This window comes from Nocardiopsis moroccensis, assembly GCF_055763695.1.
Map to the genome: position 1 here is coordinate 124,245 of NZ_CP199747.1, position 17,541 is coordinate 141,785.

Here is a 17,541-nt window from a genome sequence, read left to right on the forward strand (position 1 = left end):
AGTGGCACGAGTATGACCAACGAGAACAAGTTCCGCGACCTGGTCAAGAAGATGGCCGTCGACCTGCGCCAAGCGCGCTCCCGGATCGACGAACTGGAGGAGCGCGCCCACGAGCCCGTCGCCGTCGTCGGTGTCGGCTGCCGCTTTCCCGGGGGAGCCGACAGCCCGGGGGCACTGTGGGACCTGCTCTCCGAGGGGCGCGAGACCCTCGGGGGCTTCCCCACCGACCGGGACTGGGACCTGGCGGGCCTGTTCGCTTCGGACCCCGACACACCGGGGAGCACCTACGTCCGCTCCGCGAGCTTCCTGGAGGGCGCGGGTGACTTCGACCCCGCGTTCTTCGGAATCAGCCCTCGCGAGGCCCTGGCCATGGACCCGCAGCACCGGTTGGTGCTGGAAACCGCCTGGGAGGGCCTTGAGCGCGCGGGGGTCCCCCCGGCCTCCTTGCGCGCCACCCCCACCGGGGTGTTCGTGGGCATGGTCGGCCAGACCTACGGCCCGCCCGTCCAGGAGTCGTCCGCCGATCTCATCGGATACCGGATGCTCGGTGCCATGCCCGCGGTGGCCGCCGGACGCCTCTCCTACACCCTGGGGCTGGAAGGCCCGGCGGTGACGGTGGACACCGCCTGTTCCTCCTCCCTCGTCGCGCTGAACCTGGCCATGCGCTCCCTCCGGGCGGGCGAGACCGAGCTCGCCCTGGCCGGGGGAGCCACCGTCTTCACCGACACCTCCTCCTGGGTGTCCTTCTCCGGGCATGGCGCGCTGGCGCCTGACGGCCGGTGCAAGGCGTTCTCCGCGGACGCCGACGGCACCGGCTGGGGCGAGGCGGCGGGCATGCTCGTCCTCGAACGCCTCTCCGACGCCCGGCGCAACGGCCACCGGGTGCTCGCTGTCCTGCGCGGCGGCGCCATCGGCCAGGACGGCGCCAGCAGTGGACTCACCGCGCCCAGTGGCCCGGCTCAGGAGCGGGTGATCCGCCAGGCGCTGGCCGACGCACGGCTGACCGCCGCCGAGGTCGACGCGGTCGAGGCGCACGGCACCGGCACCAGACTGGGCGACCCCATCGAGGCGCACGCCCTGCTGTCCACCTACGGGCGGGACCGTGCCGGCGATCCGCTGTGGCTGGGCTCGCTCAAGTCCAACATCGGGCACACCGCCGCAGCAGCCGGGGTCTCCGGCGTGATCAAGATGATCGAGGCCATCCGCAACGGGACCCTGCCCCGCACACTGCACGTGGACGAGCCCACTCCACACGTGGACTGGACCTCCGGATCAGTGGAGCTGCTCACCGAGGCACGGCCCTGGCCGGAGACCGGCCGCCCCCGACGGGCCGGGGTGTCCTCGTTCGGCGCCAGCGGCACCAACGCCCACCTCATCGTGGAGCAGGCCCCGCCCGAGGAACCCGGCGCACCGGCCGAGGGCGCCGACGAGTCGACGGTCACCCTCTCCGGGACCCGGAACCGGCGGCCGGTCCCGTGGGTGCTCTCCGCGCACACACCGGATGCGCTCACCGCCCAGGCCGAGCGCTTGCTGGAGCTTGCCGGGGACGACCCCGGACTCGAACCCGTGGACGTCGGTTGGTCGCTGGCCACTACCCGTGGCGCCTTCGCGCACCGCGCGGCCGTGGTCGGGGCCGACCGCGACACCCTCCTGCGCCGACTGCGCTCCCTGGCGGAGGGGACCAAGGAGCCCGGCGTCGTCCGTGGCCGCGCGACCGAGGGCCGGACCGTCTTCGTCTACCCGGGCCAAGGCTCACAGTGGCCCGCCATGGCCCGCGACCTGATGGACTCCTCGCCGGTCTTCGCTGACCGGATCGCTGCCTGTGAGAAGGCCCTGTCCCCGTACGTCGACTGGTCGCTGACCGACGTCCTGCGCGGTCGCGAGGGCGCACCGGACCTGGACCGGGTCGACATCGTCCCCCAGGCGCTGTGGGCGGTCATGATCGGGCTCACGGCCCTGTGGCGCTCGTACGGGATCCGTCCCGACGCGGTGGTCGGCCACTCCCAGGGGGAGGTGGCCGCCGCGTACGTCGCCGGGGCGTTGTCGCTGGAGGACTCCGCCAAGGTCATCGCCCTGCGCAGCCGGGCCGTGGGCGAACTCGTCGGCAACGGTGCGATGGCCGTGCTCTCCCAGGGCGAGGACGCCGTCCGCGCACGCCTGGCAGAGTTCGGCGACCTGCACGTGGCGGTGGTCAACAGCCCGGGGACCACCGTGGTCGGCGGTGACCACGGGGCGATCGACCGGATCGTGGCGGCCTACGAAGCCGAGGGCGTGCGGGCGCGGGTGTTCTCCGCGAACGTCGTCTCGCACGTCCCGCGTACCGAACCGGTCCGGGAGAGCCTGCTCGAGGCGCTGGCCGACATCACGCCGACCAAGCCGAGCGTCCCCGTCTACTCACCCGTCACCGGTACGGTGCTGGACCGGCCGATGGACGCCGACTACTGGTACGCCGGACTGAGCCGCCCCGTGCTGTTCCAGAAGGCCACCGAATCCCTCCTGGCCAACGGCCACACGGTGTTCGTCGAGGCCAGCGCACACCCGGTCCTCGCCGTACCGGTCCAGGAGACCAGCGCCGAGGGCCCGGCGCGCGCGGTCGCCGTGCCCACCCTGCGCAGGGACGAGGGCGGCCTCGGCCGCTTCGTCACCTCGCTGGCCGAGGCTCACGCGGGCGGGGCCCGGCCCGACTGGGACACCGTGTTCGACCGGCCCCGTCGGACGGTGGACCTGCCCACCTACCCGTTCCGCCACCAGAGGTTCTGGATCTCCGGAACGCCCGGTGCGGCGGACGTCGCCTCCGCCGGGCTGGAGACCGAGGAGCACCCGCTGCTCGGCGCCGCCCTGCCCCTGGCCGACACCGGAGCCACCCTGTTCACCGGCAGGGTCTCCCGGGACGCCCATCCCTGGCTGGTCGACCACGCCGCGGGTGAGACCGTCCTCCTGCCCGGGACCGCGTTCCTCGAACTGGCACTGAACGTCGGCGACCGGCTGGGCAGCCCCCACGTCGAGGAACTCGTGCTCCGGGCACCCCTGACCCTGCCCGAACAGGGCGCGGTGCAGCTCCAGGTGACGGTCGACGCCCCCGACGCGGAGGGACGCCGGACCTTCGGCGTCCACGCCCGGGCGGCAAGCGCTCCAGGCGCACCCGACCTGGGCGAACGCCCCTGGATCCAGCACGCGGGAGGGATCCTGGCCTCCGAACCCGCCCGGCCCGCAGAGGACCTGACGGCCTGGCCTCCGCCCGGGGCCGCTCCGGTGCCCACCGCCGACCTCTACGAACGCATGGGGGACATCGGGTACACCTACGGGCCCGCCTTCCGGGGGCTCGCGGCGGCCTGGCTGGTGGGGGAGGACGTCTACGCGGAGATCGACCTCCCCGAACCCCAACGGGCCGACGCCGCCCGCTTCGGCCTGCATCCGGCCCTGGCCGACGCCGCCCAGCACGCCATCGGTTGCGCGCCCTGGATGCCGGGGGACGGCGTCCGCATGCCCTTCTCCTGGAGCGGGGTCACCCTGCACACCGTCGGAGCCACCCGGCTCCGGGTCCTCGTACGCCCCACCGGAACGGACGAGGTCCAGATGCTCCTCGCCGACACCGCCGGCGCCGCCGTGGCCACCGTCGACTCCCTGGTCCTGCGCGCCCCCGCGAGCACGCCCGCCGCACGCGGCGAGAGCGACGACCTGTTCCACGTGGAGTGGGCGGCGGCCGCGCCTGCCCCCGCGGAGGAACAGCAGGTCTGGGCGGTGCTCGGTGAGGACATCCTCGACACCGGGGCCGCACTCACCGCACCCGGCCACACCGTGCGCGCATACGCCGACGCCGGTGCCCTGAGCCGGGCCCTGGACGCGGGAGCCCCCGTGCCCGACCGGATCCTGTTGCCCTATCTGGCCCGCCCCGCCGAACCCGCACCCGGGCACGTCCACACCGTCCTCGGACACGTGGTGACGCAGGCCCAACAACTGCTCGCCGACGAACGCGTCGACACCGCACGCCTGGTCGTGCTCACCCACGGAGCGGTGGCCACCGGGCCTGAGGAGGACGTGCCCGACCTCGTGCACGCCCCCCTGTGGGGTTTCGTGCGCGCCGCCGAACGCGAACACCCGGGAAGGTTCGCGATAGTCGACACCGACGACCCCGGGCGCACCACACCCCTCCTCGTCACCGTCCTGACCGGCGACGGGCATCAGACCGCCATCCGCGAGGGGGCCGCCCTGGAACCCAGGCTGGCCCGTACCGACCGCGACCCCGTCCCCGTCTCCTTCGGTGACGGGACGGTCCTGGTCACCGGAGCCACCGGAACCCTGGGCGGCGAGGTCTCCCGCCACCTCGTGGACCGGTACGGAGTCCGGGACCTGCTCCTGGTCAGCCGCAGCGGCCCGGACGCCAAGGGCGCCGCCGAGCTCGAGTCCTCCCTCACCGGGCGGGGCGCCTCCGTCACCCTGGCGGCCTGCGACGCCGCCGACCGCGACCAGTTGGCCGCGCTCCTGGCCCGGCACCGTGTCACGGCCGTCGTGCACGTGGCCGCCACCCTGGACGACGGCCTGCTGACCTCGCTCACCCCGGAGGGGGTCGACCACGTCCTGCGGCCCAAGGTCGACGCGGCCTGGCACCTGCACGAACTCACCTCCGACCTGGAGGCCTTCGTCCTGTTCTCCTCGGCGGCGGGCACCCTGGGCAGCCCCGGCCAGGCCGACTACAGCGCCGCCAACGTCTTCGTGGACATGCTCGCCCACCACCGCCGGGCGCACGGCCTGCCCGCCACCTCCCTGTCCTGGGGCATGTGGCAGCAGCGGGGCGAGAACACCGCCAAACTCGGCGAGGCCGACATCAGCCGTTACGCCCGGCTCGGCATGGCGGGGCCGGTCGCCACCGGCCGCGGACTGGCCCTGTTCGACGCCGCACTGGAGGGCGGACTCCCCCACCTGCTGCCGGTCCCCATGGACCTCGCGGGCTCCCGGGCCAGGGCGTCCCGGACCGGGGAGGTGGCCACGATGCTGCGCGGACTGGTCCGCCCGCCCCGGCGCCGCGCCGGCACCGGGGGGCCGTCCACCGACGACCTGCGCCGAACCCTGGCCGGAACCCCCGCGGACCAGCGCCAGGGCGTTCTGCTGTCCCTCATCACGGCACGCACCGCCGAGGTCCTGGGCCAGACCGGCGCCGACGCGGTCACCGCGGACACGCCCTTCCTGGAGATGGGTTTCGACTCCCTCACCGCCATCGAGCTGCGCAACCACCTGGGGTCCGCCACGGGCTTGCGGCTGCCCGCAGGTCTGGCGTTCGCCCACCCCACCCCCCGCGCACTGGCCGCGCACCTGGCCGAAGAACTCACCGGGACGGAGACCGGTCCGCAGAAGCGCCCCCGTCGGCGTACCTCAGCCGAGGGCGGCCTCGTGGAACTGTTCGTCGACACCTGCGAACAGGGCAGGATCGTCCAGGGGCTGGACCTGATCTGGGCGGCGTCCCGGATCCGACCCACCTTCTCCGGGCCGCACGACATCCACGCGCCCCGGGTACCGGTCCACCTGTCCAAGGATGGTGACGGGGCCAAACTCATCTGCCTGCCCTCGGTCCTCATGATCTCCGGGGTCCAGGAATACGCGCGGTTCGCCAACGGGGTCCGGGGCCTGCGCGAGGTCGACGTGATCCCGCAGCCGGGCTTCGCCGACGGGGAGCCCCTCCCCGAGAGCGTCGACGCGGTCACCGGGGTCCTCGCCGACGCTGTCGTCGAGTGCGCCGCGGGACGCCCCTTCGTCCTCGTCGGGCGCTCGTCCGGCGGCTGGGTCTCCCACGCCGTGGTCGAACGCCTCGAACAGCGCGGCCACGCGCCCCGCGCGACCGCCCTGATGGACACACCCCACCCCACCGACCTGGCGACCATGCCCACGTTGGAGACCAACGTCGTGGAACGCGGGGAGATGCTGGGGATCATGGACGGGGTCCGGCTCACCGCGATGGGCGCCTACCTGCGGCTGTTCCGCGACTGGCGTCCCGGGGCCATCGAGACCCCCACCGTCGTCCTGCGCCCCGAGGAGCCCACCTACGACCGCGACGGAGTGGCGGTGCCACCGTTCACCTGGGAGTTGCCGCACGACGTGCTGCGGGTGCCCGGCGACCACTTCACCATGTTGGAGGGGCATGTCGACGTGGTGGGCCGCGCCCTGCACGACTGGCTCGCCGAGCGGGGCCTGTGACGTCCCACGGAGACCCGGTGTCCCCCGTGGCGGATCCCACCGCGGGGACACCGCCCCGTGCGGCCGGGACACCACCGAACCGGAACAAACCCCACACCCGGGACGTTCCTACGACGGTGTGACCGGGGCCCGCGGCCCCGGGCCACGGCCGCCCGTGCCCGAAACAGCACCCGAAACCGTGCCCGCCGGGAAAACCGGTTGTCGGCCCTTCTAACCTTGAGTACTGATGAGCACCACCACGCCCGCGCCCGCCGCGGACCAACTCCGTTCCCGGTTGCGCGACCTCATGCCCGCCGACCGGCACCGGCTCCGCCGCCGTATCGACGGCCTCGCCAGGATCCGTGACGAGCGCCGCCGTGCCTCGGTGACCGCGCAGATCGCCGGGGACATCGACCGCGCCGAACTCCGCGTGGGCCTGCGTCGCGAAGCCGTACCCGAGCTCAGCTACCCCGAAGAGCTCCCGGTGAGCGCCCGGCGCGAGGACATCGCCGAGGCGATCCGCGACAACCAGGTCGTCATCGTCGCCGGTGAGACCGGTTCCGGAAAGACCACCCAGCTCCCCAAGATCTGCCTGGAGCTGGGGCGCGGCGTCATGGGCACGGTCGGCCACACCCAGCCCCGCCGACTGGCCGCCCGCACCGTCGCCGAGCGCATCGCCGACGAGATCGGAACCCCCCTGGGCGAGACGGTCGGCTACAAGGTCCGCTTCACCGACTCCTCCAACGAGAGCACGCTCGTCAAGCTGATGACCGACGGCATCCTGCTCGCCGAGATCCAGCACGACCGCATGCTGCGCCAGTACGACACGCTCATCATCGACGAGGCGCACGAGCGCAGCCTCAACATCGACTTCCTGCTCGGCTACCTGAAACAGCTCCTGCCCAAGCGGCCGGACCTGAAGATCATCATCACCTCCGCGACCATCGACCCCGAGAGGTTCTCCCGCCACTTCGACGACGCCCCCATCGTCGAGGTCTCCGGGCGCACCTACCCGGTGGAGGTCCGCTACCGGCCCATCTCGGACGACATCCTCGACCCCGAGGAGAAGAACCGCGGCCGAAGGCCGTCGTTTGAGGGTGGTGGCGGGCTGACGGGCGGGCAGAACCCGGGGCCGGGAACCGACAAGGACCAGACCCAGGCCATCCTGGACGCCGTCGACGAGCTCTCCCGCGAGGAGCCCGGCGACATCCTCGTCTTCCTCAGCGGCGAACGCGAGATCAGGGACACCGCCGAGGCCCTGGAGAAGAAGAAGCTCCGCGGCACCGAGATCCTGCCCCTCTACGCCCGCCTGTCCGTGGCCGAGCAGAAACGCGTCTGGTCCCGGCACAGCGGCCGCCGCGTCGTCCTGGCCACCAACGTCGCCGAGACCTCGCTCACGGTCCCCGGCATCAAGTACGTGATCGACCCCGGCACCGCCCGCATCTCCCGGTACTCCCACCGGACGAAGGTGCAGCGCCTGCCCATCGAGGCGGTCTCCCAGGCCTCCGCGAACCAGCGCAAGGGGCGCTGTGGCCGTGTGTCCGAGGGCATCTGTATCCGCCTGTACTCCGAGGAGGACTTCCTCTCCCGCCCCGAGTACACCGATCCCGAGATCCTGCGCACCAACCTCGCCTCGGTCATCCTGCAGATGGCCGCACTGGGCCTGGGCGACGTCGCCGCCTTCCCGTTCGTGGACGGCCCCGACCATCGCCAGATCAAGGACGGCGTCAACCTCCTCGCCGAACTCGGCGCCCTCCAGCCCGAAACGGCGCAGACCAAGACCACCAGGCCCGCGGACCGCACCGCCGACGGCGGGAAGGGATCCAAGCAGCGCCGCCTCACCCCCCTGGGCCGCCGCCTCGCCCAGCTGCCCGTCGACCCGCGCCTGGGCCGGATGGTCCTGGAGGCGGAGAAACGCGACTGCCTGGCCGAGGTCATGGTCATCACCTCCGCCCTGTCCATCCAGGACCCGCGCGAACGCCCCACCGAGAAGCAGCAGCAGGCCCAGCAGGCGCACGCCCGGTTCACCGACAAGGAGTCGGACTTCCTGGCGTTCCTCAACCTGTGGAACCATCTGCGCGACAAACAGAAGGAGCTGTCCGGCAACCAGTTCCGCCGGATGTGCCGCGAGGAGTTCCTCAACTACCTGCGCGTGCGCGAGTGGCAGGACATCCACGGCCAGCTCAAGCAGGTCCTGCGCACCATGGACATCGAGGTCCCGCCGCTGCGCGAGGAGGCCGCCAACCCGCGTGACGTGCACATGTCTCTGCTGGCCGGGCTGCTCTCGCACGTCGGCCTCAAGGACCCGGACAAGCACGAGTACCTGGGCGGCCGCGGCGCGCGGTTCGCGATCTTCCCCGGGTCCGCGCTGTTCAAGAAGCAGCCCCGCTTCGTCATGGTCGGCGAGCTCGTCGAGACCTCCAAGCTCTGGGGTCGCATGGTCGCCCGGATCGAACCGGAGTGGGCCGAGGAGCTCGGCGCCGACATCGTCAAGCGCAGCTACAGCGAACCGCACTGGGAGCGCAAACGCGGCGCCGTCATGGCCTTCGAGAGGGTCACCCTGTACGGGGTGCCGATCGTCGTGCAGCGCAAGGTCTCCTACGGTCGGATCGACCCGGAGCTCTCCCGCGAGCTGTTCATCCGCCGCGCGCTGGTCGAGGGCGACTGGGAGACCCGGCACCAGTTCTTCCACGCCAACCGCAGGCTCCTCGACGAAGTGGAGGACCTGGAGCACCGGGCCCGCCGCCGCGACATCGTCGTGGACGACAACACGCTGTTCGACTTCTACGACCGACGTGTCGCGGACTCGGCCGTCTCCGCAGCCCACTTCGACTCCTGGTGGAAGAAGGCCCGCCGCACCGAGCCCGGGCTTCTCGACTTCACCCGCGAGGAACTCATCAACGACGGCGTGGACGTGGTCAGCGAGGACGACTACCCCGACGTGTGGCGCCAGGGCGCGTTCGTCTTCCCGCTCACCTACCAGTTCGAGCCGGGCAGCGACTCCGACGGCGTCACCGCGCACATCCCGGTGAAGTTCCTCAACCAGATCGAGAACACCGGTTTCGACTGGCAGATCCCCGGTCTGCGCGACGAGCTCATCACCGCGATGATCCGGTCGCTGCCCAAGCCGCTGCGCCGCAACTTCGTACCGGTCCCCGACAACGCGGCCCGCGCCCGGGGCGGCCTGACGCCCTACGAGGGCTCCCTCGCCGGGGCCCTGGCCGCCGAACTCACCGTGATGGCGCACGGCGAACGCATCCGCCCGGAGGACTTCCAGCTCGACCGGGTCCCCGACCACCTGCGCATCACGTTCCGGGCGGTGGACGACCGCAAACGCACCCTCGCCGAGTCCAAGGACCTCGAACAGCTGCGCGCCAAGCTCAAACCGCGGCTGCGCGAGGCCATCGCCACCGAGGCCAAGGGCGTGGAGAGGAAGGGCATCACCTCCTGGGACTTCGGTCCGCTGGAGCAGACCCTGGAACGCAAGGCCCTGGGCCCGAAGGTCAAGGGCTACCCGGCCCTGGTGGACGAGGGCGAGAGCGTCGCCATCCGCATCTTCGACACCCGGCCCGAACAGCGCGCCGCCATGCGGGCGGGCACCCGGCGCCTGCTCCTGCTCACGGTCCCGTCCCCGGCCACCGCGGTCAGCAAGGGCCTGAACAACCCGGACAAGCTCGCCCTGGCCGACAACCCGCACGGGTCGATCAGGAAGATGCTGGCCGACGCCGAGTCCGCGGCCGTCGACCACCTGCTCACCCGCGAGGGCGGCCCGGTGTGGAACGCCGAGGACTTCGCCGGGCTCGCCGACCGGGTCCGCGCCGACCTGGGGGAGACCCTCGCCGAGATCCTGGACAGGACGGCACGCATCCTGGTGCTGTGGCGCAAGGTGTCCAAGAAGGTCAAGGGAACCACCTCCCTGGCGGTCCTGCCGTCCCTCAACGACGTCCAGGGCCAGCTCGGTGACCTGGTGGGCGACGGTTTCGTCACCCGCGCGGGCCTGTCCCGCCTGGACGACGTGCACCGCTACCTGCGCGGTGTCGAGTACCGGCTGAACAAGCTTCCGGAGAACCCGCGCCGCGACCAGGTCAACATGTCCAAGGTCGAACAGATGCGCCAGGCCGTCGCGAAGGTCCGGGGCGCGCTCCCCGCGGGCCGCGCCCAGGACCCGGACGTGGTCGAGCTGCGCTGGATGCTGGAGGAGTACCGGGTGAGCCTGTTCGCCCAGGAGCTGCGCACGGCGTACCCGGTCTCGGACAAGCGCATCATGAAGGCACTCGAAGCCGTCAAGCAGGCGGGGAGGTAACGGCGGTCCCGGTACCGTCCCCGCCCGCGGACCGCTCTAGGGGTACCCGACGCCGGAGGTCGCCCCTCTGCGGGCTTCGTTCTCCTGTTTGGCGGCGAAGAAGTCACCGCCCTTGCTCAGGGCGTCGTCCGTGCCCCAGGACTCGTCGGCGCCGACCCTGCGCAGGTGGGGGATGTGCTTGCGGCAGTGGATGTAGGCCTCCTCGACCTGGACCATCATCCACATCTGGGCCCGCTGGCCCGGTGTCCGGGGCAGGGGGAGCCCCGGAACGTGGGGACGCAGGCGCTCGTCCTCCATGATCTTCACCCGGCCGTTGACGTGCAGGCCGATCCGCTCCCGCTGGAAGTCGAGGAACATCAGCCCGATGTGCGGGTTCTGGACGACGTTGCCCGCGCTGGCGAACACACCGTTGCCGCGGTACTCCGGGTAGGCGAGGGTGCGGTCGTCGATGACGTGGACGAAACCGGGCGGTCCGGCCCTGAAGCTGGAGTCGCACTCGCCCCGACTGTCCGCCGTGGCGATGAACAGCATCTCCTGGCGTGCGATGAACTCCTTCATGACCGGGTTGAGGTGGTCCAGCATCTGGTCACGGTAGAAGCGGTCGGCGCGGTCGGTCGTGCCCATGACCGCCTGTACGTGGCGCTCTCCCTCGGTTCCGGGCATGCGGTTCGGGTCGGTCTGTGTCATGAACGAAGGCTTTCGACGGTGTGCGGTGTGCGGGGACGGAGTTCCGGCGGCCGTCAGTGCGCCCTCCGGGACGCGGCGGGGGAGGCCTCGGCGAGTTCGGCGCCGGCGAGCATGTTGGCGGTGACCCACTGGTAGACCAGCACCCATGCCGAACTCATCGAGGACGACCAGGTGGGGGAGATCTCGCTGACGGCGCGGACCAGGGCGCGCCCGACGTGGGGGTAGTGCTCGGGGAGCACGCCCAGTTCCCGGCGGTGCTGCAGGCCCAACTGCTGCAGGTACCGCGCGACCTCGTCGGGGGAGTCGAGGTGGCGGACCACGGACAGGAGGGCGTCGGCCATGCGCTGCTGCTGCGGTTTGATGTCGGCGGAGAACATGCCCCGCACCTCGGGAACCATGGCGAAGAGGTTGTCGTAGAAGGATCTGGCCAGACGTGTCGATCCCTCTGGGATGTCGACGCACGACTGTCGGACCAGATCGATGGTCTCCTGGTTGGGGAGCGGCACTTCGGATATGGAACGGAGGGTCAAGGCGGGTCCAGTTTTCAGGTGAGCGGGGAACCACGGGCGGTGAGCACGCGGCGCGCGCCCGCCGGCACCGTGGACGACGGGGCCCTCACCGGGAGGTTCTTCTGCGGGTCGCACGCGCTTGCGCGCGGGGCTCCTGTGATCAGCCCGTCCGTTCGCGGCCTCGCCGCCCTTCTGGGGCAGAACCTGGGCACTGTGAACGGGGCAGGTGTGGCGGAGGCGGCCCTGAACTCCCTGTACCGGGCTGTTGTGGAGGAACTGTAACAGATGCACTACTCAGTGCAGAGGTTTCTGTTTTGTGACTCATGAGTAGTTCTGTGACTCATGAGTGTGGGACCCGAGAGGGGCGAACGCATCCTTTTCCCGGTGGAGGTCAGGGCGGTAGCATGCCGCCGGTGGTATAGACCAAATCTCCGCCCCAGGCGAAGGAAACGAGGCATCCGGTGGACACACCACGACGACTCCTGCTCGTGGGGACCTACACCCCCGACTCCGACCCGCAGGGGGAGGGACGGGGCATCCACCGGGTCTGGTTCGACCCGCGCACCGGCGCGATGACCGACGGCGGGGTGGCGGCCCGCACCCCGGGCCCGTCCTTCCTCGCCTACCGCCCCGAACCCCCCACGGTGTACGCGGTCAACGAGCGCGCCGAGGGCAGCCTCACCGCGTTCCGGGTCCACGGCGACGCGCGCCTCACCGAACTCGGCTCGGTGTCGACCGGTGGCGGTTCCCCCTGCCACGTCCGCTACCTCGGACCCCGCCAGGTGGCCGTCGCCAACTACGCCAACGGCGTGGTGACCCTCGTGTCCACCGGTGAGGACGGCGCGCCCACCGGGGCCACCCTCGAACTCGCCCACCAGGGCACCGGCCCGGTCGCCGAACGCCAGGAGGGGCCGCACGCGCACAGCACCGCCGTCGCCCTCGACTCCTTCGAACCCGGCAACCGCTACCTGCTCGCCGCGGACCTGGGCACCGACGAACTGCGCGCCTACCACTACAGCCCCGTCCCCGAGCAGCTCGCCGAGGACGCTCCCGAGCCCCGGGAGGGCTCCTTCCCCGGGGTTCCGCTGCCGCCGGGCACCGGGCCTCGCCACGCGGTCGTCAACGGCGACCACGTGTACGTCGCGGGGGAGCTCGACTCCCGGGTGCACGTCGTCCGCTGGGACGGGGTCTCCGGTACCGGGGAACACCTGGGCTCGGTCACCGCGACCGCGGACGAGGCCGCCGGGAAGAACTTCCCCGCCGAGATCGCCCTGCACCGGCTCAAGGTCGAGGGGCGCGAGATCGCCGAGGGCGACGCGCTACCGCTGACCAGCACCTACGAGGGTCGCCTGTACGTGTCCAATCGGGGGGCCGACGTCGTCTCCACCTTCGCGGTCCGTGACGGCGGAGCCCGTCTGGAACACCTCGCCGACACCCCCGTGGGCGTCTGGCCCCGCCACTTCACCGTGGTGCGTGGCCACCGGGACGAGCCGGACCACCTGGTCGCCGCCGCCCAGAACGGGGACGAGCTGATGTCGCTGCGTATCGACCCGGACACCGGGATTCCCGCCGACACCGGCCACCGCCTGGGGGTCCCGGTGCCGGTGTGCGTGCTCCCGGTCCCCATCAAGAGGATCCGCAGAGCCGAGGCCGACCGGGCCTGACCAGAACTCCGCCCGGCTCCTCCGCTGACGCGGCGGAGCCGGGCAGGCATGCCCGGTGTCGGGTAGGGACGCCGGTTCCCCTGTGCTTTCCCGACCGTCGGAGACGAACCCGGAGCCGCACCCCGACGGCGTAGTGAAGTGCACCACATGCCCGGTGTCGACCAGCGCCCCTCTCCGTGCTCGGTGTGACCGTGCTGGGTGCGTGACCTCCCGAAACCCTCCTGTCGTCCTCCTGTTGCTCTGCTGCCGCGCCGCGACTGGACGCTGACACATCGGGACAAATACCGACAGAATCAGAACTGCGGATACGCACGGCGCGACTCATAGAACGCAAAGCCATCTCGTTGTGCGGACCAGAGCGGAGGAGCAGGCCCGTGAAGTTCGAGTTCAGCCCGGAACAGGAGTGGGACTCACCCCCCGACCCGGATCCCGGACAGGACCAGGAGGGGTCTCCTCCCTCTCCTGCCGCTCTGATCGCCGCGGCCGGTGAGCGGCTGCACACCCGGGCCCGGACCGACCTCGACCGGCTGCACGCCTCCTTGAACCGGATGCTGTACACCGTCGAGGCAGCCCGCCCCCGGCCGGAGCCGCACCTGAGCGCCTCCGGCGCCGAGCAGGAGAGCGGGCTCTTCCGTCCCGAGGCCTTCGGCCCCCGACCCCGAGGAGGCGGCGATGGGTAGCTGGAGTGTGGACCCGGGCCAGGTGGGCACGGTGCTGACCCAGGTCGCCGGCTACATCGGCGAGGAGGGCGGGGGCGAGGGCCTGCTCGGGCACATGGACGCCATCCAGGAGGCCATCACCGGCAGTGAGTCGGCCGCGCACAGCACACCGGTCAGTATCGCGTTGGGTGAGTTCTGCGGGCACTACTTCGGGGTGATGGGCGAGATGGTCGCCAAGACGGCCAGTGGCATCGAGGGTGCCAGTGATGCCACCAACGCCTACGTCAACGGCGATCTGGAGATGGCCGCCGAGGCGCAGAGCACCGCGGGGGAGGTCCCCGACCCCACGGCCCCCTCCGGACCGGTGGGCGGACCTGGCGCGGGCCGCCTCGTCTGAGCAACCCCGGCCTGTGGCTTCGAGCCCCCGGATCCACCGCTGTCCCCGTTCGCCTCCCCGGCGGGCCGACCCCACGGCCCTCTCCCTCCCCTTGGAGCCCTTGCGTGCCCACCGACGAGCAGCCCTCACTGACCGACGGCGACAACAAGATCGACCCGAGCCTGTTCCCGGTCCCCGAAACCATGACCCACGTGCTGGAGATACGCGCGGCCAAGTTGCGCACCGGCGGCGTGAACATCTCCCAGACCGGCGATGACATCGTCTCGGCCTGGGACGGGCTGAGCGAGTGCTACAGCGCCCCCGAGGCCGAGGACCTGTACTCGGCCCTGGCCCCGGTGACCTCCAACGGAGCCGTGATCGAGCTGGCCACCGAACGTGTGGCCAGCGCCCTGGAGACCTTCGCCGAGACCGTCCGCGAGATCCAGGCGGACTGGCGCAGCCTCAAAACCGAGGCCAACGCCTTCCTGGCCGATATCGCGGGTGACGACGAGTGGGACAAGCCCGACCATCTGCTCACCAGGACGAGTAGCAACGTCGAGGAGAACGATCGGCTGCACGGTGAGGCGGAGAAGCTGATCGCCGCCTTCGAGGAGGCCGAGCGTGACTGCGCCAACAAGATCAACATCGGCATCGTCGGCCGCACCGACTTCCTCAGCGGCGAGGAGGCCCAGGGCAAACCGCTGGGACCGAACGCGTTCGTCTACGACACGGTCAACCTCAACACCGACATCCCCTCCACGTGGGGTGATCCGGCCGGGGCCGACACGTTCTGGTATCAGGACGTGGGTGATGCGGTGTGGGACTTCGGTGTGGGCGCGGCCGAGGATGTGGGCGCGATGGTGGGTGCGCATTCCTCACAGGGGTGGTTCAACCAGTCCTGGGGGGATTCGCTCAAGGAGTACCACTGGGACAACCTGACCTCGGCGGCCTCGTTGGTGGGGATGTATGACGCCGAGAGTGACTCCCTGGGCTGGTCGGGGTTGGGCTCGGCGGGTGAGGCCTGGAAGGACCTGGCGCACTCGGTGGTGCCCTGGGAGGAGTGGGGGGAGCGCCCTGGTTATGTGATCGGTACCGCGTTGCTCAACATCGGGGCGACCGTGGGTGGTGCGGTGCTGACCGCCACGGGTGTGGGCGCGGTGGTGGGTGTGCCGTTGATGCTCTGGCGCGGCGCGGCCATCCTGGACGGCATGGGCAGTTCCGGCCGCGGTCCGGATGTGGACCTGCCGCAGCTCCCGGAGGTGCCCGCCTTTGGCGGTAACGGTGCCCCGGTGGTGCCGGTCGACCTGAGCAACCTCGACGCCAGCGGCTTCAGTCCCGAACAGCTCAACGAGGTGCGGGCCAGTCTGGACCGGATCGCTGCGAGCCACGGCGCGGACAGCGAAACCTCCCCCGGTGGTGGCCGTCCCTCACAATCCCGCCCGGGCCAGAGCGATTCCAGCCATTCGTATCAGCGTTCCCCGAGCTCGGCGGGGGCCGACCCGGAGGAGGCCCGGGTGGGGGATCTGGCTCTGTACGAGCAGATCATCAACCACCCGGAGAACCAGAAGTTCGATGCGAGGGTGAGCCAGGAGGCCGCCCCCGAACTCCAGAGCGTGGACCGGGCGGCCAAGACCGACCAGCGTGGTCCTTCGGGGTCCCCGGAAAGCCGCTGGACGGCCAGTGAGCTCCTCGACGACCCGGACCCCCGTGCTCGGGAGCTGGTCACCACAGCGCCCCGGCACGACGCCGATGTCCAGCATGCGCAGAGCCGCGGTTCCCAGGACCAGCATCTGCGTGTGGACGACAGCGAGGGTCAAAGCTCCGACGCCAACCGCTCAGGAGAACGCGACCCCAGCGCTGAGGCCCCCACCGGCCGCGATGACGGCCCCCAATCACGCGACCAGGTCCCCACCGCGTCCAACCAAGACAACAACGGCCCATCTGCTGCAAGGAACGACTCACCTGACCATAACCAAGGAAGTCCTGTAGAAGCCGGAGACCAGGGGAGAAGCTCCAACTCTGGTGGAAACCAGACTGGAGATCAGAGCCCGACTGGCGCCTCACATTCACCAAATGGCGTTCAAAACGGATCCGGAAGTTTTTCCTTTAATCCAAGGGAATCCTTGTCGGCCAAGTGGACTGACACTTGGACGGTCGCAGATCGAGGATACCCGGGCCCTGGAATCAATGATGGGGCAAAACGAGTTCTTTCCGAGAATGATCTGAAGTCTGAAACGGTAAAGAAGGGGGATGCTGACTTTTCTCCCGAGCGCAATGAGAGATTCGGAGACAAGAAGCCGCTATCACCCAACACGAAGTACGACGTCACCGACATGGAGGGAAATCCAAGAGGCGAGTACATCACAGATGGTGCGGGTGAGATCAGAAGAGTTAATATCACCGTGAAAGACTTTTCTCAGGTTCATCCAGAGTTTTCGTCACCGAGGCCAAATGTAGAGTACAAGATTGACACCGGAAACTCGAGCTATCGCTACGAAACAAACATGCATGGCAGGAATGTTGAGTCTGAAGGGAGGTTCACCAGGGCAAAGACTCCAAGATTTTCAAATGAGGAGTCAGCGGTAACGAGGGCGGCGAATAAATATTACGAAGCCTACAACAAGCTACTGAGGGAAGATTTTGCTCAGAATCCTGAAAATTATCCGGGGCGAACAGAGGCTCCACAATTTGAATCAGTGACATGGAATGGTGGGCATGTTGTTGGAATTGGCGAGTTCGGGGGCATTCCTGAGCGCTTGAACCAAGTTGCCATGTTGGATACAGTAAATAAGCACGCCGCAAAGGAATGGAGGATTGGAAAATCCTACCGGAACTATGAATCGGGAATGCGAGATGTTCTGGATGGAAAATTTGATCGACTGCACGCGCGGGCCAAGGCTTACAAAAACGACCCGGTTGCCCAAAAGGAGTACCTGGATCAGGTTGAGCTCTGGAAGCAAGCTTACGAACTGAACCCGCCTCCGCCTGACATTCGTGCTAGAGTTACTCAGATCTATGATCCCAGTATGCCAGAGTTTGAGATCAGAAGAAGTAACGGGAACCTTGATTCGATGCTCGATGCTCCACCGACGGGCGTCAGTCTCTCGTACACAATCAATGGTGTCCCTCAGCAGGCGATCCACTACGTAAACAAGCCACGCCTCAAGTAGGGAAA

Annotated in this window: 9 protein-coding genes; 7 read left to right on the top strand and 2 right to left on the bottom strand. The window is 69.8% G+C overall.

Annotated features, from left to right (window positions below):
* The first annotated feature begins 12 nt into the window (after positions 1-12).
* Both ACUKCB_RS00530 and hrpA read left to right on the top strand, forming a co-directional pair.
* Complete coding sequence (locus ACUKCB_RS00530) at positions 13-6,189, top strand: type I polyketide synthase (protein ID WP_473038476.1); 6,177 nt, start codon at positions 13-15, stop codon at positions 6,187-6,189.
* A gap of 226 nt (positions 6,190-6,415) precedes the next feature.
* Positions 6,416-10,471 carry an ATP-dependent RNA helicase HrpA gene (gene hrpA, locus ACUKCB_RS00535; RefSeq protein ID WP_473038477.1) on the top strand — a complete coding sequence of 1,352 codons (4,056 nt, stop codon included), beginning with the start codon at positions 6,416-6,418 and terminating at the stop codon, positions 10,469-10,471.
* A 36-nt stretch (positions 10,472-10,507) separates the two neighbouring features.
* On the opposite strand, the gene ACUKCB_RS00540 is transcribed toward hrpA, so the two are convergent.
* Both ACUKCB_RS00540 and ACUKCB_RS00545 read right to left on the bottom strand, forming a co-directional pair.
* Positions 10,508-11,158: a pyridoxamine 5'-phosphate oxidase family protein gene (locus tag ACUKCB_RS00540; RefSeq protein WP_473038478.1), complete on the bottom strand. Its 651-nt coding sequence runs from the start codon at positions 11,156-11,158 to the stop codon at positions 10,508-10,510.
* A gap of 53 nt (positions 11,159-11,211) precedes the next feature.
* A complete protein-coding gene (locus tag ACUKCB_RS00545) occupies positions 11,212-11,688 on the bottom strand; it encodes a globin domain-containing protein (RefSeq protein ID WP_473038479.1) in 477 nt (158 codons plus the stop codon).
* A 39-nt stretch (positions 11,689-11,727) separates the two neighbouring features.
* Between ACUKCB_RS00545 and ACUKCB_RS00550 the strand changes: the two genes are divergently transcribed.
* The 5 genes from ACUKCB_RS00550 to ACUKCB_RS00570 all read left to right on the top strand — a co-directional run bounded on the left by ACUKCB_RS00550 (position 11,728) and on the right by ACUKCB_RS00570 (position 17,536).
* Positions 11,728-11,949 (top strand): hypothetical protein, encoded by a 222-nt coding sequence (locus ACUKCB_RS00550; protein ID WP_473038480.1) that lies wholly within the window; start codon positions 11,728-11,730, stop codon positions 11,947-11,949.
* A gap of 179 nt (positions 11,950-12,128) precedes the next feature.
* Entirely contained in the window at positions 12,129-13,331 is a 1,203-nt protein-coding gene (locus ACUKCB_RS00555; protein WP_473038481.1) for a lactonase family protein, read from the top strand.
* Between the two features lie 374 nt (positions 13,332-13,705).
* Positions 13,706-14,011: a hypothetical protein gene (locus ACUKCB_RS00560; protein WP_473038482.1), complete on the top strand. Its 306-nt coding sequence runs from the start codon at positions 13,706-13,708 to the stop codon at positions 14,009-14,011.
* On the top strand, positions 14,004-14,387 hold the full coding sequence (locus ACUKCB_RS00565; protein WP_473038483.1) for a DUF6507 family protein: 384 nt from the start codon (positions 14,004-14,006) through the stop codon (positions 14,385-14,387). The genes ACUKCB_RS00560 and ACUKCB_RS00565 overlap by 8 nt, the downstream gene beginning before the upstream one ends.
* Positions 14,388-14,491: 104 nt before the next feature.
* On the top strand, positions 14,492-17,536 hold the full coding sequence (locus tag ACUKCB_RS00570; protein ID WP_473038484.1) for a hypothetical protein: 3,045 nt from the start codon (positions 14,492-14,494) through the stop codon (positions 17,534-17,536).
* Positions 17,537-17,541: the final 5 nt, after the last annotated feature.